The sequence below is a fragment of the Thermodesulforhabdus norvegica genome (assembly GCF_900114975.1).
Lineage (GTDB): Bacteria > Desulfobacterota > Syntrophobacteria > Syntrophobacterales > Thermodesulforhabdaceae > Thermodesulforhabdus > Thermodesulforhabdus norvegica.
The window spans coordinates 24,587-49,581 of sequence record NZ_FOUU01000006.1; the positions used below are offsets into that span (position 1 = coordinate 24,587).

Below are 24,995 nucleotides of genomic sequence, written 5' to 3' on the forward strand. Positions count from 1 at the left end.
TCTCCCTGTTATGATTCGATCTCGCCTGTTCTTATGGTGTAGGTTTTTTCGACGGTGGAAATGAAGATCTTCCCGTCACCATAGCGGCCCGTGTATGCCCTGGACTTAATCACATCGCAGATCTTGCTTACATCTCCGTCGGGCACAACGATCATAAGAAGGCTTTTTGGAATTTCGTCGTAAACGACTTCTCCCACCTTCAAACCTCCCTGCTTACCACGCCCCACAACATCTACCCTCGTTACTGCGGGAAAGCCTTCCTCACTGAGGGCCGCAAGAATGGTCTCAACCTTTTCGGGCCTGACTATAGCCTTTATCATTTTCATGACTCTCTGCTCCTTTTTTGCGATTTCTCTCAGACCAGCCCGTACTTCATCACCAGCGACTCAAGCTCAGGCATTGACAGAGGCTTCGGTATTACGAGGTCACGATTCTCGATAACTCTTTCGGCAAGCTTTTTGTAAGCTTCCGCCTGGGAATGATTTGGGTCGAATTCTATAACCGTTTTTCGGTTAAACTCCGCTCTCTGCACGATATTGTCTCTCGGGATAAACATGATCATCTTTGTTCCAAGTCGTTCGCAGAACTCCTCCAGGATCTCCTCTTCTCTGTCGACCTTACGGCTGTTGCAAATAATGCCCCCCAGACGAACCCCAGTACGCTGAGCATACTTGACCATGCCGCGACAGATGTTGTTTGCTGCGTAGAGCGCCATCATCTCACCCGAGGCCACTATGTATATCTCCCTGGCCTTGCCTTCTCTGACGGGCATGGCAAAACCACCACAGACCACATCACCCAGGACATCAAAGAAGAGGAAGTCCAGATCTTCGGGATAACCCCTTAATTCTTCCATGAGATTTATGGCCGTGATCACACCTCGGCCCGCACATCCCACCCCGGGCTCAGGGCCGCCCGACTCAACGCACCTGATGCCTCCAAAACCGGTTTTAACAACCTTCTCCAGGGTAACCCTTTCTTCTCCTTCTTCTCTGAGAACGTCCAGAACCGTTTCCTGGGGCTTTCCGCCGAGAATTAACCTTGTGGCATCAGCTTTTGGATCGCATCCGTGTATCATGACCTTCTTACCGAAGAAGTGGGCCAGGGCAGCCGCCAGGTTCTGAGTGGTCGTGGACTTGCCAATCCCGCCCTTTCCGTAAATACCGATCTTTCTTACCTCACCCATTTCCGATTCCCTCCTTTCACCCATGTGGTTTCCGCCCCTGACAGAGGGCAATATCGATGCCAGCCAGCAAACTGAATGTTTTCAATCAGTTACAAAATGGACAAAACTTACAAAAACGACAAAAGAACTATTCAATGTTGATTTTGTCTGGTTTTGATGTTCAGATATCTGGAAACGATTTGAAAGGCCTGGAGAAGGAAGATGGAAAGGAGCCTGGAAGCCGTAAAACTTGAGGTACTTTACGCAACTCATGCCCTGATAGGTGATGCTCTCGAGTTTGATAAAACCCTGCGGGAAATACTCCGAATCCTGGGAGAAAAACTCGATATGAAAAGGGCCTCTGTGGTACTCTGGGACAACGAGGATGGGCGACTCAAGATCAGGGCTTCTTACGGACTGACCCCGCAGGAAGAGACTCACGGCGTTTACGATCCGGGAGAGGGGGTTACGGGAACGGTGTTCTTATCGGGGGAACCCTGTGTTGTATTAGATGTTGCGCGGGAACCGTTGTTTCTCAATCGAACCGGCGCCAGAGGTATAACGAAAGAAGCAATCTCCTTTATAGCCGTTCCCATAAAATCCGACGAGGAGGTCCTCGGGGTCCTGTGGGTAGATAGGCTTTTCAGTTACAAAGTGGCCCCTCAAGAGGACGTCAAATTCCTTGAGGTTCTTGCAATACTCATTTCTCAACTGATAAAGCTGAAACATCGCATAGAAGCGAGAGAGACCTATCTCAGAGAAGAAAACCTAATTCTTAGAGATGAGCTAAAAGCGAGGTTTGGAGAATTCATGTATTCTTCCAGAAGCCCGAGAATGAAGGAGGCTCTATCGCTTGTCCGTCAGGTGGCCTCCACTCCCGCCACGGTCCTTCTTCTGGGCGAATCCGGGACGGGAAAAACACTGTTGGCGCGGCTCATACACGATCTGAGCAATAGACGGAACAAACCTTTCGTAAAGATAAACTGTGCGGCCATACCGGAAAACCTTCTTGAAGCCGAGCTGTTCGGCTACGTAAAAGGAGCCTTCACCGGAGCGGACAGAAACAAACCGGGACGGCTTGAACTTGCAGACGGCGGTACCGCATTTCTTGACGAAATAGGAGAATTGCCGCTCTCGCTTCAGGCAAAGCTTCTCTACTTCATACAGGAGAAGGAGTTTTCGCCTTTGGGGAGCACAAAAACGCGTTCGGTGGACGTGAGACTGCTTGCGGCGACAAACAAAAACCTGGACAGGCTGGTAGCCGAGGGACGTTTTCGTGAAGACCTTTTCTACAGGTTAAATGTTTTCCCTATTCATATTCCTCCACTTCGAGAACGCCGGGAAGATATAATAGGTCTTACTCACTTCATATTAAGGCGCCTTGAAAAGAGCTACGGAAGGCGGCTGACCTTCACTGCCGAGGCCCTGAGGAAGCTCGTAAACTACCCCTGGCCCGGGAACGTCAGAGAACTGGAAAACGTTCTGGAAAGGCTCTTTATAATGGCGAGGGATGATAGCATATCTGACGAGCTTATTTCACAGATTCTGGGAATCCAGGCCGACCACGTGAACCTTGCAAATGCGGAGCAAACCCCCGTCAGGCCCTTCGCCCGTTACTCCGGAGAAATAAAGGCGGAAGAAATAACAGAGGCCCTGAAACGAAATGGTTTTGTCGTCGCAAGGGCTGCCAGGGAGCTGGGATTGTCCTTCCGTCAGCTTCGTTACCGGCTAAAAAAACTGGGCCTGGAAGCTGACTTACCTATTTCCCGGGGCCGCCCGCCGAAGTCGTCAAACAAATTACGGGGTCTTGAATAGCCGGGAATAGGAGGGCTATAAATATGCATACTTTTAAAAACGGGAATCGGTAATAACAGGCCTTCACACCGGTGCCTGAAACGGAAAGGAATTATGAAGAATGTCGAAGGTTACAGCAAAAAGGTTCGCACTCCCGGGGAAAAGACGGGACTGGGGCCCGGTGCACTGGTATTTGTAGGAAAACCGAGACCGGAAGCCGTCAGGGTCGATGTAATTCATTACGACGAAGGTCGGCTGGTCGAACTTTACGACGTTTCGGCCGAGGAATGTGCAAACCTGGTTGCGCAAAAAGGGGTTACATGGATTAACGTGACGGGAATACACGACGTCGAACTGATCGGTAAGCTGGGAAAATGCCTCGGCCTTCATCCGCTTACTACGGAAGACGTGGTCAACACGGCTCAGCGTCCCAAAGTCGAAGAATTTCCAGATTACATTTTCATTGTGCTTAAAATGATTTACCTTGGACAAAGAACAGATGAGACAGATACGGAACATCTGAGTCTGATTCTGGGCAGTAATTTTGTTGTGCTCTTTCAGGAGAAAGAGGGAGACGTTTTCGACGGAGTGAGGGAGCGAATAAGGAGCGCAAAAGGCAGAATCAGGTCAATGGGGGCAGATTACCTGGCCTATGCTTTGATCGATTCCGTCGTGGACCACTACTTCCTTTTTGTGGAGCATTTCGGAGACGTCATAGAAGATCTGGACGACCGAATCATTGAAGATCCAAAACCGGAAGATCTCGCACTATTGCATAAAATCAAGCAAAACATCATAAAGATACGCAAGGTTGTATGGCCGCTCCGTGAGGAGATAAGGGTTCTGGAAAAAGGAGAGTCTCCTTTAATAAGGTCCGATACTCGGGTTTTTCTCAGGGACGTTTCCGACCACATCATGCAGATCGTTGAGATGATCGAAACCTTCAGGGATCTTATATCGGGTTTGCACGACCTTTATCTCTCCAACGTCAGCAACCGTATGAATGAAATCATGAAGGTTCTCACCCTCATAGCCACAGTTTTCATGCCAATAACCTTTATTGCCGGAATCTACGGTATGAATTTCGAGTACATGCCTGAGCTGAAGTGGCGCTGGGGTTATTTTGCCGTTCTTGCCGTGATGCTTCTGGTCGTCCTCGCTATGATAGGATTCTTCCGGAAAAAGAAATGGTTGTAAGATTTTCAGGGCCCTTATGGACGATGATCCGCAAGGGCACTTAAACTGTCCCCGGCGAATTTTCGGTACGGCCGCCCGTACCCGGGCAAGGGCGAGCCCCACCGCCCGGCAAAAAACATTAAAGCGACAGAGCGGCGTAAACGGGTTTATTCACCCTGCCCGATCTTATACATCTGGTGCATACCCGGACTTTTCTTATCCTGCCGTCGTCACATACATGCTTTACTCTCTGCAGGTTTGGTACCCATCTGCGGGCGGTTTTGTTGTTCGCATGGCTCACATTGTGACCGGATACAGGGCCTTTGCCGCATATGTAACATCTCTGTGCCATTGCTCCACTCCCGATCCAGAAAATTGCGCAAATTCCTACCCGAACAACCACTCAAGGCAAGGGCTTGTAGCACAAAAGCCGGATATTTAGCAAGTAAATAAATACCCTTTTGGCCTCGGGGAATTTTGGTGTAAATTTAACAGACCCTGGGAGCAATAACACACGGAGAAGAACCATGGAAAAGATAAGAAGGTCTGTTATTGCCGGTTCATGGTATCCTGGAGATCCCGAAATATTAAGGCGGAACATAATGACTTACATTAGAAAGGCCAGCGTGCCCGATATAAAAGGAAGGCTCGTGGCACTTATAGCCCCTCATGCTGGATACATGTATTCCGGTCAGGTAGCGGCATATGCTTACAAGTTACTGGAAAATCACAAATTCGACAGAGTTGTGGTAATATCCCCCAGTCACCAGGCCTACTTTCAGGGGGCCAGTGTCTATACCCTTGGAGGGTATGAAACACCCCTTGGCATAATACCTTTAGATCGGGAACTGATCGATCAATTGCTTTCGGTGTGTCCCGTGGTAAGGGACCTGCCCGACCCTCATGCTCGTGAACACTCTCTTGAGATTCAACTCCCCTTTCTTCAGGTAATGCTCGGCAAAGACTTCCTGCTGACCCCGATCATGATAGGCACTCAGTCGTACGATCTATGTGCTCAGCTGGCCAGAGGGCTGGCCGAGGTATGCAGAGACAAAAAGGTTCTGCTGGTAGCAAGTAGCGATCTTTCTCATTACCACTCTGACCGGGAGGCTCGTATTCTCGACGGTGCCGTGATCAATCGCATTGAATCTCTTGACCCGGAGGGCCTTTACCGAGATCTGAAAGATGGACGGGCAGAAGCATGTGGTGGGGGGCCCATGATAACCGTCATGCTGGCCTCTAAAGCACTGGGAGCAACAAAATCCAGAGTGCTACACTATGCCACCTCGGGCGACGTTACGGGAGACAGATCGGCGGTTGTAGGATATCTGTCGGCCGCCTTCTACGATAATCCGGGATCGGGCCGTATTAAGGTGGGCGTGGATCTCGGGCTGTCCGACGAAGAAAAGCGTGTATTGAAAGAGCTCGCCCGTGAAACTATCGAAGCCAGAGCCTTTGGAAAGGCCTTACCGGTTATCAACAACCCTTCTGAAAAGCTGAAAGAACCCAGAGGCGCTTTCGTCACCATCCATAAAGACGGTAAACTTCGGGGATGCATAGGGATGATCGAGTCCTATCGTCCGGTGTGGGAAACGGTGCGGGACATGGCAATACAGGCTGCCTATCACGATCCAAGGTTTCCCCCCGTTCAGCCTCAAGAAGTGAAGGATCTGGACATAGAGATTTCCGTCCTTACTCCTCTGAAACCTATCAGTTCTCCTGAAGAGATCGAGGTGGGCCTGCACGGGCTCGTGGTGCGTCGTGGACCTTACAGCGGTTTACTCCTTCCGCAGGTAGCAGTCGAACACAATTGGGACAGGGAGACTTTTCTGGAGTGGACGTGTAGAAAGGCAGGGCTTGAACCCGATGCGTGGAAGGATCCGCTAACCAAGATATTTGTTTTTTCCGCCGATGTGTTTTAACCTTTTACGGGAGATCGCTTATGCCTCTTAAAGTAATGGTCGACGAAAACAAGTGTGCTACCGTGGGGATTTGTGTTAAGGAATTGCCGGAGCTATTTCGTTTTAAGCCCGGTAGTAAAAGAGCCGAGGTCATTGTGGACAGCGTACCACCTCATCTTGAAGAGAAGTGCAGGCAGGTTGCCGAAAAATGTCCGAACAAAGCAATCATTGTATGTGAATGCTAGTCGGTGAGGGTGAAAATGGAAAAAAAGGAAAAGAGTAGGGGCGGAGGAGTTTCCTCCTTTTTCAGCATTGAGGAAAGAAAAGAAATCCTGAGAAAATATCTGTACTTTCTGGGATGGTTAGAGGTACTGATATTTGTGGGGTGCTGGATATATCAACTGGGCTCCTATGAAACTCCCGGAGCAGGACCGGTTGATATACCTTTTCCCTGGAAGGCATACTTTGCGCTGGCCTTTCTTGCTCCGATAGCCACTACGTTCATAATTGGTACAATTCTCGTCGGTTTTAACCGCTACTTTGGCGAAGGCGAAATTGCTCCGGGTCCGGCAGGAAGCGAATTCCCCGAGGAGGCCGAATCTTCGGAAAAAATACGAAAACTCTATCGCATCGTAAGATGGTTCCATCACGTCCCCTTTCTCGGTCTATTGCTCCTGCTTGGTATGGCGGTGGGATTTTTCTACAAGCTCGATACAATTCTGGCTTTAATAGGAACCTTTGGGGAGCAGACCATTAAGGCAATACTTATACTTCTTGTATCACTGCTTGCTCTGGTCTCCTGCTTTGCCATGATCCTCATACTCCTTAACTACCGCCTGAGAAAACGTGCTATGGAATATCAGTTTAGAAGCGAAATGGCCGAAAAATTCGGGCTCATTATTCTGGAAGACAATACGGTTATTGATCGCAACGGCCGACTGTTAATCCAGGGTAAGAAATGGAAAAAGGCCCTGCCGTCTCTGGCAACTGCGGCTCAGAAAGGACAGGAAAGCCCGGAATCGGAGCAAAAATCCCTACCCTATGCACCCGGATCGCCTCATGTCGCATCGGCAGGCAACACGGAGTGAAGCCGAACTGCATCCTCTGGAGCGGGCGGTTCTGACTTATCTGAGCAGGAGGGGTATAGAGCTTAAGAAGGATAGTCATGTACTCGTTGCTGTTTCAGGAGGGCCCGATTCGATTGCCCTTCTTCTGGTATTGATTGCTTTAAAAAAGTTGCTCCACATCTCAAGGTATGGAATTGTTCATTTTAATCACAGGTTGAGAAAAGAAGCCGATGAGGACGAGAACTTTGTTCGTAAACTTGCTTCGAATTTTGGCATTGATTTCTATTCCGGCAGTGAGGATGTGAAAGAATACGCCCTGAAGAGAAAAATCTCTATTGAGATGGCTGCCAGAGAATGCAGGTATCGCTTTTTCTTTCATATCAAAGCAGAGCTTAAGGCCGATTACCTGGCTCTGGGTCACACGGGGAGTGATCAGGCCGAAGAAATTCTACTTCGCCTCATTCGTGGCACGGGGCCGGACGGTTTTTCGGGTATGCCCGTTTTAAGTAAAAAAGGGCTCTTTCGCCCTCTTCTCGGAGTATTCCGTAGCGATATCATCTCATATCTTAATGAAATGAAAGCAACCTACAGAACTGATGAATCGAATTTTTCACTCCGTTTTCAGCGCAACAGGATCAGACACGAAGTCTTTCCTCTGTTAGATAAGATTTCGGGTCGGTCTGTGGAAAGAATTATATGCCGCACGGCCGAGCTTTTTACCGAAGACGCTATCTTTATTAACGATATAGTTGAGCAGGCTTGGAATGAGATTTCTCTATTCTCAGCCCGGGACCGTCAGTGGATATGGGACAGGAAAAAATTCTGTGAAAATAAAGTGGGCCTGCAGAGAAGAATTATTCGAAAGCTTTTCGGGGAGATCAAAGGCGATCTTTACAGTCTTTCCTTCGAACAGGTGGAGAACTTAAGACGCTTTATCCTGGAAGGGCATTCCGGGAAAAAACTCGAATTACACGGCATATCTGCTCTTATTGAGGGAAATTTCGTCAGGTTTTCTGATGAAATTTCGGAAAAAAAACCTTTTCCCGGGGACAGGCAGATAATTCCTTCACCGGGCCGATACGAGATAAAATCCACCGGAGGGCAGCTGATTCTGACCTTGATTTCGCAATCGGAAGCAAAGCAGATCGTGGCCAGAGGAAACGAAGCTGAAGTGGTTTTTGATGCCGATAAAATATCCTGGCCTATGGTTCTACGGTTCTGGCAGCCGGGAGACCGATTTCAGCCTCTGGGCATGCGGGGCCGATCGAAGAAGGTTCAGGACTTCTTTACGGACAGAAAGATACCTCTATCCCGGCGTCACAGGATTCCGATCTTGTGTGATCAGGAAAAGATTTGCTGGATAGCAGGAATGCGTGCAGATGAACGAACCCGCATAACCGAATCAACAAAGCGATTTCTCCTGGCAAGATATACTGAAACGTAGGATCCACCACGAAGCCTGAGAAAGGGCCTTCGTGGCGGACCGACATCACTACATCGAATACAGCTTCTGGCCCTCTATAACCTTCACGTTGTTTTCCAGCAACGTCTTGATCGCCTCGTCGGTATTGTCAAACCTGAAAATCAAAACGGCATTATCGCCGCTCTGCTGCACGAAAGCGTACATATATTCAACATTTATGTTGGCCTTTCTGAGTATCTCCAGAATCTTATATAGCCCACCCGGTCGGTCTTCAACTTCTACGGCAACGACATTGGTCTTTCCCACGGTAAAGCCGTTTTCCTTAAGAACCCTCTTGGCCTTTTCGGTATCGTTGACTATGAGCCTCAGGATACCGAAATCCGATGTGTCTGCCAGTGACAGGGCTCTTATGTTAATTCCCGCCTCCGCAAGGACGCGGGTTACCTCCGCCAACCTACCTGCCTTGTTTTCAAGAAACACCGATATCTGCTCAACGCGCATGGCGGCGTCCCTCCTTATCAGAGTTTCCTCTTGTCTATTACCCTCTGAGCCTTCCCCTCACTGCGAGCAATGGTTTTCGGTTCTACAAGTTTAACCTTTGCCGAAACTCCAAGGTACTCTTTTATATTCTTTTCTATTTTTTTCTCCAACTCCTGAAGCTTGCGCACTTCATCAGAGAAGGCCTGTTCTCCCACCTCCACCAGTACCGTCAGGGTATCCAGGGATCCCTCGCGATCGACTATTAGCTGGTAATGTGGTTCGACTTCCTCAATTTCCATGAGCACGCTTTCTATCTGAGACGGAAATACATTCACACCCCTGATTATCAGCATATCGTCGGAGCGTCCCGTAACCCTGTTCATTCTTATATGGGTTCGCCCGCAAATGCAGGGTTCGGGATTTAAAGAAGTAATGTCCCGGGTCCTGTAGCGGATCATCGGGAAGGCTTCTTTGGTTATGGTCGTTATAACGAGTTCCCCCACTTCCCCGTAAGGGAGATTTTCTCCCGTTTCCGGATCGATTATCTCCGCTATGAAGTGGTCTTCAAAGATGTGTAGCCCTTTCTTGGCCTCAATGCATTCGACCGATACACCCGGCCCGATTATCTCGCTGAGACCGTAGATGTCCAGAGCCACCAAATCCAGAGCTTCCTCGATCTCCTGTCTCATCTTTTCCGACCACGGTTCGGCTCCGAACAATCCCGCTTTAAGCTTAAGACTCCTCGGATCAACACCCATCTCCCTTGCAACTTCGGCAAGATGAAGGGCATAAGAAGGCGTGCAGGTAAGTATGGTCGCTCCAAAGTCCCTCATGATCATAATCTGTCTTTTCGTGTTACCTCCTGATATCGGTATAACCGATGCCCCGAGTTTTTCAGCCCCGTAGTGAACTCCAAGTCCTCCCGTAAAGAGCCCATACCCGTACGCATTGTGGATTATGTCACCACGGGTGGCACCAGCGGCAGAAAGAGCACGAGCCATCAGCTCCGCCCAGGTCTGAATATCTCTAGCCGTGTAGCCCACTACAGTGGGTTTACCCGTGGTACCCGAGGATGCGTGAATTCTTACAACATTTTCCATCGGTACGGCAAAAAGGCCAAAAGGATAATTATCCCTGAGATCCTGTTTGGTGGTAAAAGGTAAGCGCTTCAGATCATCAAGGGTCTTAATGTCCTCCGGCTTTACTCCCGCTTCGTCGAATTTCTTTCTGTAGAAAGGCACTACTGCATAAACCCGCTCCACGGTATTTTTCAACCTGCGCAACTGTATTGCCTCAAGGGCTTCTCTGGGTAATGTTTCAAACTCGATGTTGTAAATCATCGCTATCAATCCCTCCTCGCTTAAAGAAAATTTAAGGCCATGGGAAGAATGCCTTCGACCTTCCCATGGCCTGTACTTCTTTCTTCTAGGCCCTTCAGGCCATGGGCGGACTAGAGAAAGCCCGCCTTAAAAAATCCAAAGTTAATCCCGAAAAAAGCCGCAAAAGGATTAAAACTCAACCGATACATGTTTATTCTCAAATTCACGGCAGATAGGTCATACACCTTTCAGTAAGAGCGAAAAGGCTTTGAGGGAAAATTCCCAGGTAAAGAATCCCGATAGAGGTTATCAAAAGTGTCAAATTTACCGAAGATGCCTGTGCGGAAGGAGCCACCGCTCCCGAAAACTCCTCGAAAAACATGTACACAAGAACTCTTAAATAGAAATAAGCCGACACTGCCGAATTCAGAACGGCAAGAACAACAAGCCACACATAGCCCGCTTCAAGAGCTCCTTTGAAAATGTAAAACTTACCCATAAATCCACCCGTCGGAGGCAAGCCGACCATGGAAAACATAAAAATCGTCATCATCAGGCCGAGGAAAGGATACTTGAAACCACTTCCAGAAAGCTGATCCAGATAATTGCCCCTGTCCTCAAAAAGAACCAGAACGGCAAAGGCCCCTATGTTCATAAGAGCGTAGGCCACCAGATAAAATATTATAGCTGCCAGGCCGGTCTTATTAAGCGCCACAAAACCAACCAGTATGTAACCGGCATGGGCAATACTGGAATACGCCAGCATTCGCTTTACGTTCCTTTGCAATAAGGCGGTTACATTGCCCAGCGTCATGGTAACGGCAGCAATGAGCATGACCACCGTCGTTAGATCAAACACAACGATCTTGAGGGCCAGAGCAAAAACACGAATAAGCATAACGAAAGAGGCCGCCTTCACGCCGGAAATCATGAAGGCAGTTACCGAACTGGGAGCACCTTCGTAAACATCAGGAGTCCACATGTGGAAAGGAACCGCAGCTATTTTGAAAAGCACTCCCGCCAGGACCAGACCGACACCGGCAAGGAGAATTCCCGTCTTTTCGCCTCCCATCTTCTGATAGGCTTCGACAATCTGACCATAAGAAGTGGTCCCCAGGGCTCCGTAAATGAATGCTATCCCGAGAAGCATAATGGCCGTCGAAAAGGCCCCCAGCAGGAAGTATTTCATAGAAGCTTCCACGGATCTCTCATCGGTCTTAAAAAGACCGGTTAGCACATAAACCGAAAGAGACATTGTCTCCAGACCCAGAACGAGCATTATCAGGTCATAGGATGTGGCCATAAAGCTCATGCCAACGCTTGAAAGCGTAACCAGGGCATAGTATTCGCCTTTGTGACGAATCCTTCCGCAAATGTAAGGCTCCGATAGCAATGCAACGAGAAAACCAACGCCGTAAAAGATAAATCTGAAAACGCCTGCCAGATTATCAAACATGAACATATTGAAAAAACTGATGCGTTCCGAACCCATAACAATGAAGTTGGCAACGATGGCCATTAAAAAGCCGAGACCCGCCAGCATATTGAGGTTGACCTGTCTTTCACTGGGGACAAAACCACCGGCCAGAAGTAATGCAAAGGCAAATCCTATCAGGATGACGTCCGGCAAGATGGAGACTAAATCAAAGTTCCCCATTATTTACCCCCTATGAACAAAGCAAGAGGTTGAGTTGGTCTGTCAACGTTCATCACCACTCGCTTATGGTAGTTATCCAGAAAAGCTTCAACAGATGCGTGCATCTTTCCGAGAAAATAGTTGGGAAATACGCCCATAACCAGGTACATTATGGTAATAGGCACCAGAAGGCCGATTTCGCGGGCATTCAAGTCGGGAAGGTTTCGGTTTTCATCGTGAACGATCGGACCAAACATTACCCGTTTGAACATCCAGAGCAGGTAAACCGCCGCCAGAATTACACAGGTTGCCGCGGTTACGGTCCATACCGGATTGGCCTTAAAGGCACCCAGAAAGATCAAAAATTCGCCTATGAAGCCGTTAAGCCCGGGCAGACCGACAGAAGACAACACCGTGATCATAAAAAAGGCCGCAAAGATGGGCATAACCTTTGCCACTCCGCCAAAGTCCTTGATGAGCCTCGTATGCCTTCGTTCGTAGAGCATCCCCACAAGGATAAACAGAGCCCCCGTGCTCAAACCGTGATTAAGCATCTGATAAATTCCACCCTCAACACCCTGCATATTCAACGCAAATAGCCCGAGCATAACCGCTCCCAGATGGCTTACCGACGAAAAGGCAACGAGCTTCTTAACATCCGGCTGCACTATGGATACCAGTGCCCCGTATACCACTCCTATTATGGAGAGCACAACCAGAAGAGGTAGCGACGCATGGGTTGCATGAGGAAAAAGTCCCATAGCAAACCTTATAAACCCGTAGGTTCCCATTTTCAGCAGAATTCCGGCAAGGATCACACTTCCCGGAGTAGGGGCTTCAACATGCGCATCGGGAAGCCATGTGTGGAATGGAAACATGGGAACCTTGATGGCAAAGGAAAGAGCAAAGGCCGCAAAAAGCCAGATCTGAACTCCGAAGGGCGGCAATACCTGGTACCATTTTAGCAAATCGAAGGTATATTCCCCTGTGACCCTGGCCACATAGAGATAGTAGAAGATTATCGCCGCAAGCATCAACACGCTTCCGAACAGAGTATAGAGAACGAACTTGATGGCGGCATAAACTCTTCTGGGGCCGCCCCATACCCCTATGATAAAGTACATGGGGATGAGCATGAGTTCCCAGAACACATAGAAAAGAAGAAGGTCGAGAGCACAAAAGGTACCGAGCATTCCCACTTCAAGAACAAGCATGCAGATTAGAAATTCCTTCACATGCCTGTCTATGTAGCGCCACGCTGAAAGTATGCATATAGGACAGGTAAAGGTCGTGAGCAGGTAAAGCCAGAGAGAAATGCCGTCAATGCCCAGAAAATAGGTAGCACCTATCGACTCAATCCAGGGCCGCTTTTCGACGAACTGAAACCCAGCTTCCCCGGGGTCAAAACCCATGATCAGATAAAGCGAAAAGAGGAAGTCGAGAAACATCACCGCCAGGGTGACCTGTTTCTGCAATTCCACATTCTCCCGACGAATCAGGAAAAGCAGCGGGACTCCAACCAGCGGAAAAAATGTAACCAAACTTAGAATGCCAAAGCCATCCATAGTGCCCCTCTTACATCAGAAGAATAAGAACACCGATTACAATTCCCCAAATGTAATGATATATGTACCCCGTCTGAAGCTTCGACAATAGAGCACCAAACAGGTAAATGCTCTTACCGGTACCGTTTACGGCACCGTCAATAACGACCTCATCGAACTTCTTCGACGAAAAGGCACTGCCAAGAACGCCTCTGACAAAGGTTGCATTGTAGATCTCGTCCACGAAATACTTATTGTACACAACCGTATACAGTCTCCGGTATTTCTCAGTAATACGGGCCACCAGTGAAGGATCACGAACGTAACACCAGTAGGCCGCCAGGAATCCTATAAACGCAAGGGTAACGGATATGATCATCAGAGCATATTCCAGAAAATGAGGATAGTGCGGCCATTCAACCCTGTAGGCATGTTCCGTAATGGGTTCGAGGAAGTGATGGAGATGACTCTTGCCACCCAGGGCCTCGGGAATATTGATGTAACCACCCACCACGGAAAGGACTGCCAGGATAAAAAGCGGAATCAGCATGCTTTTGGGAGATTCATGAATATGATGCTTAGTCTCTTCGTCCATTCTGGGCTCACCAAAGAATATAAGAAAAAGCCACCGAAACATGTAGAAAGCAGTCATACCCGCCGTGATTGCTCCAATAAGCCATAAGATCGGGCTGCCGTAGGGACTTGAAAAAGCATACCATAAAATTTCGTCTTTGCTGAAGAAGCCCGAGAAACCGGGCACACCGGCGATTGCAAGAGTTGCAATAAAAGCAGTTACAAAGGTTGCCGGAATGTACTTCCTCAATCCACCCATCTTCATCACATCCTGTTCACCGCCCATGGCATGGATGACACTTCCGGCACTGAGAAAGAGCAGAGCTTTAAAGAAAGCGTGGGTTACCAGATGAAAAATACCGGCGGCAAAGGCACCGACACCAACGGCAAGAAACATGTATCCGAGCTGGCTTATTGTAGAATAAGCGAGAATCCTTTTGATATCTCTCTGGGCAAAGCCCATACTCGCCGCAAACAGGGCCGTAACCGCACCTACCGTTGCCACGACGGCCATGGACACGGGAGCCATTGTAAAAAGTGCGTTGCATCTTGCCACCATGTACACACCGGCAGTAACCATTGTAGCGGCATGGATCAATGCAGAAACCGGAGTAGGACCCGCCATGGCGTCAGGCAACCAGACGTAAAGGGGTATCTGGGCAGATTTTCCCGTAGCTCCCATAAACAGAAGAAGGGTTATGGCCGTGGCAAGAAAACCGTTGTATTTCAAAACGTGTCGGGCATTTTCGAAGACCTCCGAATAATTCAGACTGTGGAACGTAACAAATATGAGAAACATGCCCAGGAGAAAACCGTAATCACCAATTCGGTTTACTATGAACGCCTTATTCCCGGCGTAGGCATTATAATCGTCCTCGAACCAGAAGCCGATGAGAAGGTAAGAGCACAGACCCACACCTTCCCATCCGACGAACATCATGGGAAAGTTATTGCCCATCACAAGGATGAGCATGAAGAAGACAAAGAGATTCAGATAGCTGAAAAACCGGGCGTAAGAGGGATCGTCGTGCATGTAACCAATCGAATACACATGAATTAGAAAGCTTACGCCGGTTACCACCAGCATCATAACCATGCTCAGCGGGTCGAGCAGAAAGGCAATATCAAGAGAGAGATCTCCTGAAACCATCCACTTGTAGAACAAAACTTCAACAAACCGTTTTTCTACGGGAAGCTGTATCAATTGATAGAAGGCTATCGAAGACAGTATGAAGGATAGGCCTATGGAACCTACACCAACCCCATGAACCAGGGTTTTATTCCATTTATAGCCAAAAAGCACATTTAAAAACCCTCCAAGAGCTGGTATCAGCGACACCAACAGGACGGGATAACCAACCTTCTGGTAAATAAAAAACACCAACACCGTGAAGGCTATACCCACGGCTCCGGCCGAAAAGGCATGGACAAACTTTCTGCCCCATTTATCCGCAAAAACACCGAACAGGCCGTTCAAAAACGCTCCAAATAAGGGAAAAAGCGGCACCAAAATGATGTAATCGAACATATTTCCACCTCTAGCCCTTCATGGTGTTGAGCCTATCCATGTCCACAGACCCGGTAAGCCTGAATACCATAAGGATAATCGCCAGTCCTATGGCAACCTCTGCGGCTGCAATGGCCATTACGAAAAGTACATACATCATACCGATGGCAGACTTAAGAAAATGACTAAAAGTAATAAATACCAGATTAACTCCATTCAGCATAAGCTCAATACACATAAAACAGATTATCAGGTTTCTCCTTATCAGAAACCCAATTGCTCCAATGGAAAACAAGGTTATTCCGACCAGCAGAAAGAAATATTCCGGCTTCACAAACATAATCAACAGTGCTCCTTTGATTTACCGTGTTGTTTCTCTTTTGCCCAGAATAACGGCCCCGATCAGACCCACAAGCAAAACTACAGATGCAACTTCAAAGGGTAACAGATAATTAGAGAAAAGGTATTTACCGATAACCCGCGTTGAATCCCAACCCTCGGGAATTTTTATGTATCCCGAATCTATAGCAATCTTTGCGGTGTAACCGACGATACAGAGCTTCAGAGCAAGAGCCAAACCCAGAAGCAGCCCCACAAGCCGCCTCTTTACGAACAAAACCTCACGCCTTGCCTCTTCCACGTTGAGCAACATTATCACGAATACGAAAAGCACCATTATGGCGCCGACGTATACTATCACCTGAATGGCCGCGATAAAATCCGCCTTGAGGATTACGTAGTCGCACGCCAGCATGATCATAACGGCTATGAGAGAAGCAGCGCTGTAAATAGGGTTCTTCTGCAATATCGTGGAAAGTGCGAACAATATGGCAAGCCCCGAAAAAAGGTAGGCAAAATGCATAGAAGTCATGACACCATCTCTCCCCTTTTCATGAGAGTGTCCCGATCCAGAAGCAATTCTTCCTTCCTGTAGCGTACATTCTCATATTCAGGAGTAAGATAAATAGCATTAACGGGACATACATCTTCACACAGACCGCAATATATGCATCTGTAGGCGTCGAGAATGTATTTCTTCGGAAACCTCCGTCCGTCCTCGGTCTCCCCTATCTCAAGAGTAATAGCCCTGGGCGGGCATATGGCTTCACAGAGCCCACAGGCAACGCATTTGATATTTCCCTTTTCGTCCTTCCTCATGGCCTGTAGGCCTCTATACCGCTCAAAAGAGCCGACCTTCTCTTTGGGATACTGAACGGTAATAGGCCTAGTAACCAAGTGCTTCAGAGTAATCATCAAACCTTTTACAAGAGGACCTACCATAGCCTTTTACCTCACAAGGAGCATTATCATGCCCGTTACGAAAATATTTACAAAACTCAGAGGAATCAAAAACTTCCAGCCGAACTTCATTAGCTGATCATACCTCAACCTGGGATAGGTTCCCCTCAGCCAGATTATCACAAAGATAAGAGCAAAAACCTTCAGAAGATACCACACGAACGGTGGAAGTATCCCCGGACCATTCCACCCGCCCAGGAAAAGCACCGTCCCAATGCAGGAACAGGCAACGATGCTTGCATACTCTGCCATAAAGAACATGGCAAACTTCATACTGCTGTAATCCGCATGAAACCCCGCAACCAGCTCACTTTCAGCCTCGGGCAGGTCAAAGGGAACTCTCTTGAGCTCTGCCACAGCCGCAGTCAGGTAAATCAGGAATCCTACAGGTTGATAAACGATGAACCAGACATCCTTTTGCATTTCCACAATCTTGTAAAGATCAAGGGTACCCGAAAGCAATATTACGCCGAAAACCGAGAGCGTAAAGGCAACCTCGTAGCTTATAAGCTGTGCCGCTTCCCTAACACCGCCCAGCAAAGCGTATTTGTTATTCTGAGACCAGCCTCCGAAGACCACTCCGTAGGTGGAAAGCCCACTCAGAGCGAAAATAAACAATATATCAATCCCTATACCCGTAATCCTGAGACTAACGGGTTCCTTTAACAGCCCAAAAAGAGTCGTCTGATCTCCAAAAGGAATTACGGCAAACATCAGCAAAACCGGCACGATACTCAATGCCGGAGACAGAAAGTAGAAAAGCTTGTCGGCCTGAGCCGTTATGATGTCTTCTTTGAAAAAGAGTTTTATACCGTCTGCTATGGGCTGAAGTATTCCGTGCCAGCCGGCATACATGGGCCCCAGACGAATCTGAATATGCCCCAGAACCTTGCGTTCTAACAGGGTAAGATAGGCCACAGTGAGCATAAGGAGACCAAAAACAACGAGGATTTTTACGGTTATAAAAACAAGAGCTCCTATATCCATAGCCAGTCCCCTTCTATGCCTTTTCTATGCGGACCGCCGTAACCTTAAACTCGGGAATCTTTGCCACAGGATCCAGTTCGGCAATGGTCAGGATATTCGCCGCCGCTTCGGAAAAGTGAAAGGTGGAAAATACTTCTCCCCGTTTCACTCGATCGCTTATCTTCACCTTTACAGCAATTTCACCCCTTCGACTCATAACCTTAACCACCTCGCCGTCGCTTATTCCCATCTCTTCTGCATCATAGGGATTCATCTCCAGATACGGTTCAGGCACGTAGTAATTGGACACCCTGCTCCTTCTGGTCATCGTACCGGTATGGTAATGATAGTAGTTCCGGCCCGTAGTCAGCACAAAGGGGAATTCAGAATCGGGCTGTTCCACAGGCGGACGGTACTCAATGGGCGTCAACAAGCCCCTGCCTCTCGCTATCTTTCCGACATGCAGAATAGGGGTTCCCGGATGATCTTCCGAAGGACAGGGCCACTGAATTCCGCACTTCTCTATTCTCTTATAGGTAATACCGGCGTACTGAGGCGTTACCTTCCGTATCTCTTCAAAAATTTCCTCTGCACTCTCGTAGCTCATAGGATAGCCCAGGCGAGATGCCACCTGAGATATTATCCACCAGTCGTCACGGGCCTCACCGGGCGGATCAAGCGCTCTTCTCACCCTCTGAACTCGCCGTTCCGTATTCGTGAAGGTGCCGTCCTTCTCGGCAAAGGACGCAGATGGGAGAACGACATGAGCATACCTGCAGGTGTCGTTGAAGAAAATATCCTGCACAATCAGTAAATCCAGCTTTTTAAAGGCTTCCTGGAGATGATGGAGATCCGGGTCGCTCAGCGCCGGATTTTCTCCCATCACGTACATTGCCTTAACACGACCGTCCAGCGCCGCATGACCCATCTCCACAACGGTAAGACCGACCTTGTCGGAAAGCTTAACTCCCCAGGCCGCCTCAAACTTCTTCTTTACATCCGGATTATTTACCGGTTGATAGCCGGGATATGTGGCGGGAAGTCCGCCCATATCGCAGGCACCCTGTACATTATTTTGACCTCGCAGGGGATTTATCCCGCTACCCGGCTTGCCGATATTTCCGCAGATGAGGGCCAGATTGGCCAGACTCTTTACGTTGTCCGTGCCTTTGGTATGCTGAGTTATACCCATACAGTAAACGATAGCCGCCCTTCCCGCCGATCCGTACATTCTGGCGGCTGCAATAATATCTTCTGCTTTGACACCCGTTATCTCTGCGGCATACTCAGGCGTGTACTTTTCTACAACCCGCCTTAAATCCTCAAACCCTTCGGTGTGCTCATCAATAAAGGCCTGATCGTGCAGGCCTTCTTTCAGGATTACGTGCATCATGGCATTGACAAGGGCAATGTCCGTTCCCGGGCGAATGGGGAGGTAGATATGAGCCTCATGGGCCAGATCGATTTTCCTGGGATCTGCCACTATGAGCTTTACTCCCTTTTGCCTTACCGCCCTCCTGATCCTCATCCCGATTACAGGATGATTCTCCGTAGTGTTACTTCCGATAACAAGGATAACCTCACCCTGATCGATATCCTCAATCGAGTTGGTCATAGCGCCGGAGCCCAGCGTTGTGGCAAGACCTGCCACAGTTGAGGAGTGTCAGAGCCGGGCACAGTGATCGACGTTATTCGTGCCGATCACTGCTCTCATGAATTTCTGAAAGACGTAATTGTCCTCATTGGTACACTTTGCCGAAGCAAGCCCCGCTACCGCATCAGGCCCGTGTTCTGCCACGATCTGCCTGAGTTTGTCCGCAACAAAATCCAGAGCCTCATCCCAGGAAGCTTCAACAAAATCATCGTCCTTTCGAATCAGAGGCTTTGTCAGTCTCTCTGAACTGTTTACAAATTCGAATCCAAAACGCCCTTTCACACACAGGGTGCCGTAGTTAGGCGGCACGCTTTCATCTACCGTGACCTTTATTACCCTGTTCTGAGCTACATTGAGTTCCAGCACACATCCCACACCGCAATAAGGACAAACCGTGCGGACCGTGCGTTTCTGCCAGGGACGGGCTTTCAGGTCACTTACGTTCTCCGTAAGAGCCCCGACGGGACAAACGGCCAGGCACTCACCACAGGATATGCACTTTTCGGGATAAGCCACTTCAATACGGCCGTCGCCGTTTTCCCCTTCGACTACAAGAACCCCCTGACCAACATACTCAGAACAAACGGTCACACAGCGCCGACAGAGAACACACCTGCCGGGGTAATACTTTATGGCAGGAGTTGAATACGAAACCGGGGGTTTTTTCAGCATGGGAATTCCGACCGTTCTATCGGCTATTCTCCTTTCGTACCCCAGTTCGTAAACCAGATCCTGAAGCCTGCATTCACCTGCCTTGTCGCAAACGGGGCAATCAAGAGGATGTTTTTCCAGGAGTACCTTAAGGGCGTTCAAACGGGCCGTTTCGATGCGTTCGCTCCTGGTGGTCACCACCATCCCATCCCTTACAACGGTACTGCAAGCCGGAAGCAAGTCCTGTTCGCCTTCTACCTCAATAACGCAGAGCCCGCAGGAACCAATAGGATCGACTTTTTCCAGGTAACAAAGTGTGGGGATAGAAATACCTGCAGACCTGGCAAGTTCCAATATGGTCTGCCCTTCCCGTGCTTCAATTTGTTTTCCGTCTATTGTGACCACCATACGTTACATGCTCCCCTTATCTATCGACTTCTCCCAGAACGATATCAATACTTCCAAGAGCCGCCACAACATCGGCCACCATGTGCTTCCCTTCCACCATGAAGGGAAGAGCCGAGAGGTTAACGAAACAGGACGATTTGATCCTCATTCTATAAGGCCTGGATGAACCATCGGAAACTATGTAAAAACCGAGCTCTCCCTTCGGGTTTTCAACGGAGCTGTAAACCTCACCCTTGGGAATCTGGAAAAGGCCGGAAGCGATTTTGAAGTGTTTTATAAGGGCTTCTATATCGGTAAGAACTGCTTCCTTGTCGGGCATAACGATGTAAGGTACATCGGCACGGACAGGCCCATCGGGTATGTCTTTCATGGCCTGTCTTATGATCCTAAGTGACTGGCGCATTTCCTCTACACGAACCATGTAACGATCATAGCAGTCACCACGAGTGCCATAGGGAATGTCGAATTCATAATTTTCGTACCCGCAATAGGGCTTGGCCTTGCGAAAATCAAACTGAACACCCGATGCCCTGAGAACCGGACCCGTTGCGCCCCAGTTTATCGCATCTTCTCTGGGCAGAACCGCAACATCCCTGAGGCGTGATACCCATATCGGATTTTTGGTAAGAAGCCCTTCATAGTCTTTCAGGTAAGTTTCGAAGGTATCGACGAATACGCTCAGAGCTTCACGAAACCGGTCCGTTATATCCTTCCTTACACCGCCAATGCATATATAGGACGGTGTAAGCCGCTGTCCCGAAACCATTTCGAACATATCAAGAATCTTTTCGCGTTCTCTGAAACAATAAAAAAACGGAGTAATAGCCCCTATGTCGATTGCGTAAGTTCCCAACCAGAGAAGATGGGCAGCAATTCGATTGAGCTCTGCCATGATGACCCTGATAACCCGGGCTCGCTCGGGAACCTCTATTCCGCAAAGCTTTTCTACTGCAAGAGCATAGGCAAGATTGTTGCACATTCCACTGGTGTAATCCAGCCGATCGGTAAAGACTATGTTCTTGATGTAGGTATTATATTCTCCAAGCTTTTCAATTCCTCTGTGCAGGTATCCTATAACGGGGATAACCCTCTGGACGACCTCACCTTCCAGATGAAGTATGAGCCTCAGCACCCCGTGGGTTGACGGGTGCTGCGGCCCCATGTTGAGAATCATCTCCTGCCTGTTTTGACCCTTCTGATCGTTTGTTGCCGGCACCGTCATCTCTTAATCCTCGATTCCTTCAAGAGGAAACTCTTTTCTCAGAGGATAATATTTGTAATCTTCGGGCATCAAAATTCGACGCAAATCGGGATGATTATTAAAGGGTATCCCGAACATGTCATAAACTTCCCGTTCCAGCCACTCCGCTCCTCGCCAAAGGAAGGTAACGCTATCGACCGCTTCCCCTTCTCCTACCGGAACCTTAACCCTTATCCGTTCGTTGTTCTTGAGCGAAAAGATGTGATAAACCACATCGAACCGGGGCGTCCTCGTATCGGCGTAATCCACGGCGGTGACATCGGATATAAGGTCAAAAGCCAGCTCTGAATCTTTTTTGAGAAACTCCATGAAGGGAATCAGACTTTCTTTTTGGACCACAACCTGAGGACAATCTATACCCATGCTAAGATCCACCACTCCACTCGGGGCCTCAGCGCCGATCCTGTCCAGTATTTCCCGGGCCGTCATGCTGAGCCTATCTCCTGTCTTTCAAGGATTCCTTATCGATTTTTTCCCGAAGCTTTATAATTGCCGTAAGAAGGCTTTCAGGTTTAGGTGGACATCCGGCCATGTAAACATCTACGGGAATATAGAGGTCTATCCCCTGGACGACACTATAGGTCCTGAAAACACCACCGGTACATGCACAATTTCCGTAAGCGATAACCCATTTGGGCTCGGGCATCTGCTCATAAAGCCTCAGAACCATGGGTAGCATCTTTTTAGTCAGGGTACCGGGAACTATCAGCAGATCGGCCTGTCGAGGCGATCCGCGATAGACCTCTGCTCCAAATCTCGCAATGTCGTGCCTTGCCGATACGGTCACCATCATCTCAAGTGCACAACAGGCGAGGCCAAAAGTCATAGGCCAGAGAGAATTTTTTCTCGCCCAGTTGACAATTTTGTCAAGGCATGTTGTTACGATTCCGAGGTTGCTTTCTATTCCCATTCCAGCGCTCCTTTGCCCCACACATACAACAAGCCCAGCAAAAGAATTGTCACAAATATGACCATTTCAACGAACCCCAGCAGGCCCAGTTTTTGGAAAAGAACAGCCCACGGAAACATAAAGGCAACTTCTACGTCGAAAACTATGAACAGCATGGCGAAAATATAAAACCTTATCGGAAAGCGCTCACGAGCCGTTCCAATAGGAACATTTCCACACTCGTAGGGCATCAACTTATCTTCGCTGGGCTTACGCTGACCTATCAGGTGAGACAGAAGCAGTGTAACTGCCGCGAACAAAACGGCTATTACCGCAAAAATCAGGACCGGCACATAGGCACTCAACATGTGCACTCCTTAACGATCCAACAGGCGGGAAAGAGGTTACCTTTTTTAAACCGATATGCCCAAAAATACCTTACGTGCTTCCTTTAAACCACAAAGGTCCTTTTTGTCAAGGCGAATTGTGAAAAATATCTCGTTTAAAAAACGAAAAGGCCGATATCCGATGCTCAGCAGGATATCGGCCTTTCTCCGCCGTGTGGCTTTACGGATTTAGTAGTTTTTCAAGAAATCGTCCAGTATGTCCACGCTCTTTTTCTCGACTATCATATCGAACATCTTATCCTTCACATCCTTCGGCAACAGCTCAATACTCTTTGTGGTTGCCGAGTCAAACTTGGCGGTCGGGAAAACCTTGAGGATTTTGTCCTTCTGAGCGTCATTTGCATAAACCCGGATTACCTTGAGTCCGGCCAGCATTTCCTCACACATGTCAGCCAGACCGGCCTGACGAAGCTTCTCGTATCTTTCTTCGTTGACCCAGATATTTATAGGATATCTTTCTTCCGTCATTATCCCTTCCTCCTCAAAGATAAGCGTTTTAACACCCTATACCGTAGTTATTCCAGCGGAGGTACGCTGAATACAGGAGTTCTGTTCTTCAGGTACTCATCCGTCACAAAGGGGGATCCGAATCCGTATTTTTCGGCACATTCCATGACAAGATCGAACACTTCGGGCCTGAAAATCAACCTGGGCGGTTTCACTCCGTCCATAACGATACTTCTAATGACGGTACCGCTGAACTTCTGCCATTCGTCTCTGTGGTTGCACAGCCCTTCCGAGGTAACTTCACCACAATGAGGACAATAGAGCCAGTTCATTGAATAGACCGGGGTAATCCTCAGGTCATCCTTCACGCTTTCCAGAAGGCGATGGGCATCATAAGGTCCGTAGTAGGTTCCTACTCCTGCGTGATCGCGGCCGAACATGTGATGGGTCAGGCCCAGGTTGGTTCTCAGGATGGCGTGAAACACCGCTTCCTTAGGTCCTGCATAGCGCATATCCCAGAAGGTCAAGGAGGTCATATGATTATGATCTCCGAAATAACCTGCCTTCCTCAGCTCATCCTGGCAGAGAATAATGGCCTCATCGATATAATCACCCTTCCTCTTTTCGCCGATAATGGCATTTACAAGAATTCCAACAATGGGCTTTTCTATTGGGAGTTCTCCATAGGTCTGGAACCAGGCTCCCTTCATGAGCCATTCATGACCGGTATGAGGCACGTTTCGAGTCTGATGGGCCACAATACGCACCCATCCCTTTTCCTTAAAGCGCTTCCTCATTTCCAGAGGAGGAATGAAGAAGGGTTCAAAGGGAGGATTAATCTTCGGACGGTTTACAAGGGTTATCTTTCCGCCCAGGAACTTGTCTTTGTATGCGTAGGTTCTTGCACATCCGGGATGTTTATCCTCCGTTGTGCCGTACACTGCCTGACAGATGGCCTTTTTGTCATACTCGTAGATTTCCTCAATTTCAAACAGAGCCAGTGGGTTCCCCTGATAGGTCAGAACAACCGAATCGCCTACCTTAATTCCGTAGTCGGCAATCTCGGCATCAGACATATCAAAAAGAATCGGAATGCTCCACAGGACTCCGTTGGCAAGCCTCATGTTCTTGCACACGGAATCGAGATCAGCCTTACCCATAAAGCCTTCCAGAGGACAGAAGAAACCGTAAGCGATGTCGATAACCTCGTTGGCTATCTGGCTTCTGATGGGGATTTGTTTGAGTCCTTTGATTTTTTCTTTGGCCTCTGCAGGCTCTAAAATCCTTTCAACAATTTCTTTTCCGCCGTGCCCTATCTCTGCCATGACCTCTCCTTTCTACTATTACGTTATGTCTCATGAGCACCCTGGAACACGCCAAGATCTTCCAAACCTTTATAGAGACTTTTCCACGTAAGGCGCATTGTGA

The 24,995-nt window shown here is 48.5% G+C and carries 25 protein-coding genes; 6 read left to right on the forward strand and 19 right to left on the reverse strand.

Annotated features, from left to right (window positions below; translation table 11 throughout):
* Window positions 1–8 precede the first annotated feature (8 nt).
* The gene (locus BM091_RS09135; RefSeq protein WP_093395195.1) at window positions 9–326 is read right to left on the reverse strand and encodes a P-II family nitrogen regulator; all 318 of its coding nucleotides are present in this window, start codon (window positions 324–326) and stop codon (window positions 9–11) included.
* A gap of 29 nt (window positions 327–355) precedes the next feature.
* Entirely contained in the window at window positions 356–1,186 is an 831-nt protein-coding gene (gene nifH, locus BM091_RS09140; RefSeq protein ID WP_093395402.1) for a nitrogenase iron protein, read from the reverse strand.
* Window positions 1,187–1,387: 201 nt separating this feature from the next.
* Here nifH and BM091_RS09145 point away from each other — a divergent pair, with 201 nt between their 5' ends.
* Both BM091_RS09145 and corA read left to right on the forward strand, forming a co-directional pair.
* Complete coding sequence (locus BM091_RS09145; RefSeq protein ID WP_093395196.1) at window positions 1,388–2,980, forward strand: sigma-54-dependent Fis family transcriptional regulator; 1,593 nt, start codon at window positions 1,388–1,390, stop codon at window positions 2,978–2,980.
* Window positions 2,981–3,073: 93 nt separating this feature from the next.
* Window positions 3,074–4,156, forward strand: coding sequence for a magnesium/cobalt transporter CorA (gene corA, locus BM091_RS09150; protein WP_093395198.1), 1,083 nt, complete (start codon window positions 3,074–3,076; stop codon window positions 4,154–4,156).
* Window positions 4,157–4,274: 118 nt separating this feature from the next.
* Here corA and rpmB read toward each other — a convergent pair whose 3' ends face one another.
* A complete protein-coding gene (gene rpmB, locus BM091_RS09155; RefSeq protein WP_093395199.1) occupies window positions 4,275–4,487 on the reverse strand; it encodes a 50S ribosomal protein L28 in 213 nt (70 codons plus the stop codon).
* Window positions 4,488–4,662: 175 nt separating this feature from the next.
* Here rpmB and amrB point away from each other — a divergent pair, with 175 nt between their 5' ends.
* From amrB to tilS, 4 genes are read left to right on the forward strand one after another with little or no spacing between them, the layout of a single operon-like run.
* The gene (gene amrB / locus BM091_RS14310; RefSeq protein WP_177193595.1) at window positions 4,663–6,057 is read left to right on the forward strand and encodes an AmmeMemoRadiSam system protein B; all 1,395 of its coding nucleotides are present in this window, start codon (window positions 4,663–4,665) and stop codon (window positions 6,055–6,057) included.
* A gap of 20 nt (window positions 6,058–6,077) precedes the next feature.
* On the forward strand, window positions 6,078–6,281 hold the full coding sequence (locus BM091_RS09165) for a ferredoxin (RefSeq protein ID WP_093395201.1): 204 nt from the start codon (window positions 6,078–6,080) through the stop codon (window positions 6,279–6,281).
* A gap of 15 nt (window positions 6,282–6,296) precedes the next feature.
* Complete coding sequence (locus BM091_RS09170; protein WP_093395202.1) at window positions 6,297–7,124, forward strand: hypothetical protein; 828 nt, start codon at window positions 6,297–6,299, stop codon at window positions 7,122–7,124.
* On the forward strand, window positions 7,096–8,547 hold the full coding sequence (tilS, locus tag BM091_RS09175; RefSeq protein ID WP_177193596.1) for a tRNA lysidine(34) synthetase TilS: 1,452 nt from the start codon (window positions 7,096–7,098) through the stop codon (window positions 8,545–8,547). The genes BM091_RS09170 and tilS overlap by 29 nt, the downstream gene beginning before the upstream one ends.
* A gap of 48 nt (window positions 8,548–8,595) precedes the next feature.
* On the opposite strand, the gene BM091_RS09180 is transcribed toward tilS, so the two are convergent.
* The 16 genes from BM091_RS09180 to sat form a co-directional block, all read right to left on the reverse strand.
* Complete coding sequence (locus tag BM091_RS09180) at window positions 8,596–9,027, reverse strand: ACT domain-containing protein (protein WP_093395205.1); 432 nt, start codon at window positions 9,025–9,027, stop codon at window positions 8,596–8,598.
* A 17-nt stretch (window positions 9,028–9,044) separates the two neighbouring features.
* Entirely contained in the window at window positions 9,045–10,346 is a 1,302-nt protein-coding gene (gene paaK / locus BM091_RS09185) for a phenylacetate--CoA ligase PaaK (RefSeq protein ID WP_093395207.1), read from the reverse strand.
* Between the two features lie 202 nt (window positions 10,347–10,548).
* On the reverse strand, window positions 10,549–11,982 hold the full coding sequence (locus tag BM091_RS09190; RefSeq protein WP_093395208.1) for an NADH-quinone oxidoreductase subunit N: 1,434 nt from the start codon (window positions 11,980–11,982) through the stop codon (window positions 10,549–10,551).
* Window positions 11,982–13,526, reverse strand: a complete 1,545-nt coding sequence (locus tag BM091_RS09195; protein WP_093395210.1) for an NADH-quinone oxidoreductase subunit M — start codon at window positions 13,524–13,526, stop codon at window positions 11,982–11,984. Before BM091_RS09195 ends, BM091_RS09190 begins: the two co-directional genes overlap by 1 nt.
* A gap of 10 nt (window positions 13,527–13,536) precedes the next feature.
* Window positions 13,537–15,606, reverse strand: a complete 2,070-nt coding sequence (nuoL, locus tag BM091_RS09200; RefSeq protein WP_093395212.1) for an NADH-quinone oxidoreductase subunit L — start codon at window positions 15,604–15,606, stop codon at window positions 13,537–13,539.
* 10 nt (window positions 15,607–15,616) lie between these two features.
* A complete protein-coding gene (gene nuoK, locus BM091_RS09205) occupies window positions 15,617–15,925 on the reverse strand; it encodes an NADH-quinone oxidoreductase subunit NuoK (protein WP_093395214.1) in 309 nt (102 codons plus the stop codon).
* Window positions 15,926–15,946: 21 nt separating this feature from the next.
* The gene (locus BM091_RS09210; protein ID WP_093395216.1) at window positions 15,947–16,456 is read right to left on the reverse strand and encodes an NADH-quinone oxidoreductase subunit J; all 510 of its coding nucleotides are present in this window, start codon (window positions 16,454–16,456) and stop codon (window positions 15,947–15,949) included.
* A complete protein-coding gene (nuoI, locus tag BM091_RS09215) occupies window positions 16,453–16,866 on the reverse strand; it encodes an NADH-quinone oxidoreductase subunit NuoI (RefSeq protein WP_093395218.1) in 414 nt (137 codons plus the stop codon). Before nuoI ends, BM091_RS09210 begins: the two co-directional genes overlap by 4 nt.
* Window positions 16,867–16,872: 6 nt before the next feature.
* Window positions 16,873–17,871, reverse strand: coding sequence for an NADH-quinone oxidoreductase subunit NuoH (gene nuoH, locus BM091_RS09220; RefSeq protein WP_093395220.1), 999 nt, complete (start codon window positions 17,869–17,871; stop codon window positions 16,873–16,875).
* Between the two features lie 13 nt (window positions 17,872–17,884).
* Window positions 17,885–20,563: a formate dehydrogenase subunit alpha gene (gene fdhF / locus BM091_RS14315; protein ID WP_093395222.1), complete on the reverse strand. Its 2,679-nt coding sequence runs from the start codon at window positions 20,561–20,563 to the stop codon at window positions 17,885–17,887.
* 16 nt (window positions 20,564–20,579) lie between these two features.
* On the reverse strand, window positions 20,580–21,737 hold the full coding sequence (gene nuoD / locus BM091_RS09230; RefSeq protein ID WP_425443311.1) for an NADH dehydrogenase (quinone) subunit D: 1,158 nt from the start codon (window positions 21,735–21,737) through the stop codon (window positions 20,580–20,582).
* Window positions 21,738–21,788: 51 nt separating this feature from the next.
* Window positions 21,789–22,253: an NADH-quinone oxidoreductase subunit C gene (locus tag BM091_RS09235; RefSeq protein WP_093395226.1), complete on the reverse strand. Its 465-nt coding sequence runs from the start codon at window positions 22,251–22,253 to the stop codon at window positions 21,789–21,791.
* Window positions 22,254–22,260: 7 nt separating this feature from the next.
* On the reverse strand, window positions 22,261–22,734 hold the full coding sequence (locus tag BM091_RS09240) for an NADH-quinone oxidoreductase subunit B (RefSeq protein WP_093395228.1): 474 nt from the start codon (window positions 22,732–22,734) through the stop codon (window positions 22,261–22,263).
* Window positions 22,725–23,081 carry an NADH-quinone oxidoreductase subunit A gene (locus BM091_RS09245; protein ID WP_093395230.1) on the reverse strand — a complete coding sequence of 119 codons (357 nt, stop codon included), beginning with the start codon at window positions 23,079–23,081 and terminating at the stop codon, window positions 22,725–22,727. Before BM091_RS09245 ends, BM091_RS09240 begins: the two co-directional genes overlap by 10 nt.
* 207 nt (window positions 23,082–23,288) lie before the next feature.
* Window positions 23,289–23,588 carry a DUF6955 family protein gene (locus tag BM091_RS09250; RefSeq protein ID WP_093395232.1) on the reverse strand — a complete coding sequence of 100 codons (300 nt, stop codon included), beginning with the start codon at window positions 23,586–23,588 and terminating at the stop codon, window positions 23,289–23,291.
* 47 nt (window positions 23,589–23,635) lie between these two features.
* The gene (gene sat, locus BM091_RS09255) at window positions 23,636–24,892 is read right to left on the reverse strand and encodes a sulfate adenylyltransferase (RefSeq protein ID WP_093395234.1); all 1,257 of its coding nucleotides are present in this window, start codon (window positions 24,890–24,892) and stop codon (window positions 23,636–23,638) included.
* Between the last annotated feature and the right edge of the window lie 103 nt (window positions 24,893–24,995).